Genomic DNA, 1,889 nt, shown 5'->3' with positions numbered 1-1,889 from the left:
CCTCAGAAAAAATAGGTATAGATGGGGGGAAAAAAGATACGTAAACGGCATAGTGGTGTTGATAGGCAAGGTAATCTGCTCCATATCACTGTTCATAAGGCCAATGACAGGTGCTGGGAGAGTTATCCTACATTAAAGGAAGTGTGTGCAGATGCGGGATATAGAACCCCCATGGAGGCATTTGTGAGAATTCTATTGAATAAAACTATAGCAATCTCAAAGCGTATATCTCAAGGATGGTCTATACTTCCAACGCGTTGGATTGTCGAAAGAACATTTGCATGGCTAAATCATTTTCGAAGGGTATCTAAAAATCATGCAAATTGCCATAGCGACTGCTGAAAACATGAGTATGATAGCCCATTTCATGATCCTATTAAGAAGAATAGCTGAATCATGAATACAGGTTATAAGAAAAAATGAGCCTAAGCCCAACATGTAAGAAGAACATTACTTTGCTTAATTGATCACTTATTCCAATTCCATCTCTCGCAATCTTTTTATACTAATTTAGCTATATAGTTCGATAAAATCAAAAGGTGATTGATCAAGTCCAAAGAGTGTGATAAAATCTATGACGATGGTATAAAAGCATAAAGTAAAGTGGCAGTTATTGTTAAAGACGGAAACGTAGAAAAAGCGTTAATAGAAGTAAAGCGGAGACTTCAGTTGGAGGGGCTCGTAAAAGAAATTCGGAAAAGGGAGGCGTATATTCAGCCTTCAAAAAAGCGTAAAGAGCAGAAAAAAGCTGGGCGTCGCAGGTTAATGCGTGCTTTATCCCGTCGCATGGCAAAAGATGGTTTTTAACTTGATATAAAGTGACTTTTTCAGAAAGCCTACGTCTATTATATGAAAAAGATTTTGGGATGATAAGGCGCGCGACAATTGATGATACCCCTAGACTTTTGCCTCTTTTATCAGAGCTAGGTTACCCGGCTACTTTGGAGGATTTGAATAGAAGGTTTTTAAAATTCTCGAGTAATTCTGGTTTTGGCGTTGCCGTATGCGAAATGAATGAAGAAATTACAGGATTTGTTGCTTGGACAACAACGGATCATTTGATCTCAGATGCAACTCGCTTTTTTATTGTTGGGATCGTTGTATCAGCAAACCACAGAAATATGGGTATAGGAAAAAAACTCATGAAATTTGTTGAAGATATTGCAAAACAACATTCACCAGCCATTATTGACCTAACCTCTGGTCTGAGACGTGCTCAGGACGGCACTCATGAATTTTATAAACGCATCGGATATGAAAATGAAGGTCATATGGCGAAACTTTATTTACGGAAAGAATTATGACAGGACTTCCTCTCAAGCCATTTTATTTCCTTAGGCACGGTGAAACGGATTGGAACCTTGAGCATAGAGCCATGGGCAGCCAAGATATTCCTCTCAATGATCGAGGCGTTTCTCAAGGCTTAAATGCAGCAGAATTGCTAAAAAACGAACCTATAGCGACTATTGTGAGCTCTCCTTTACGCAGAGCTTGCAAGACGGCAGATATCATTACCCAGCACATAAAAGCTCCTATCATCGAAATCACTGAATTACAAGAGGCATGCTGGGGCGAAAAAGAAGGCCAGCTCAAAGGCAACGGTTTATGGATCAATGGTTGGCGGAACGGAGAAGATATCAAAGGAGCGGAAGGATACGCTGACTTTTCATCAAGAATTACGCGAGGACTAGAAAAGGCATTACAACACAAAGGCCCTGTTTTGATTGTATCTCATGGGGGCGTTTATTGGGTTGTGCAAGAAATTTTAGGCCTTTCAATTATTGATCTTGGTAATGCAGAGCCCGTTTTTCATCAGCCGCCTGAACATCCAAGTCATCCATGGGGTATTTATCCTTTATCTGAGGAGAGAAATTTGTATGATTATGAAT

4 protein-coding genes are annotated in these 1,889 nt (G+C 39.8%); all 4 read left to right on the top strand.

Features of this window, described 5'->3' with window-relative positions:
* Window positions 1-21 precede the first annotated feature (21 nt).
* Entirely contained in the window at window positions 22-342 is a 321-nt protein-coding gene (locus K737_RS08540; RefSeq protein WP_006288787.1) for a DDE transposase, read from the top strand.
* A 261-nt stretch (window positions 343-603) separates the two neighbouring features.
* Window positions 604-807 (top strand): 30S ribosomal protein S21, encoded by a 204-nt coding sequence (gene rpsU / locus K737_RS05830; RefSeq protein ID WP_006288777.1) that lies wholly within the window; start codon window positions 604-606, stop codon window positions 805-807.
* Window positions 808-818: 11 nt separating this feature from the next.
* Window positions 819-1,304 carry a GNAT family N-acetyltransferase gene (locus tag K737_RS05825; protein WP_006288775.1) on the top strand — a complete coding sequence of 162 codons (486 nt, stop codon included), beginning with the start codon at window positions 819-821 and terminating at the stop codon, window positions 1,302-1,304.
* Window positions 1,301-1,889, top strand: a 589-nt coding sequence (locus K737_RS05820; protein ID WP_006288773.1) for a histidine phosphatase family protein, incomplete at its 3' end; no start/stop codon positions are given. The genes K737_RS05825 and K737_RS05820, both read left to right, overlap by 4 nt.

Origin of the sequence: Holospora undulata HU1, from assembly GCF_000388175.3 — a bacterium.
Classification (GTDB): Bacteria; Pseudomonadota; Alphaproteobacteria; order Holosporales; family Holosporaceae; genus Holospora; species Holospora undulata_A.
This window is presented reverse-complemented; position numbering and strand designations above follow the sequence as displayed.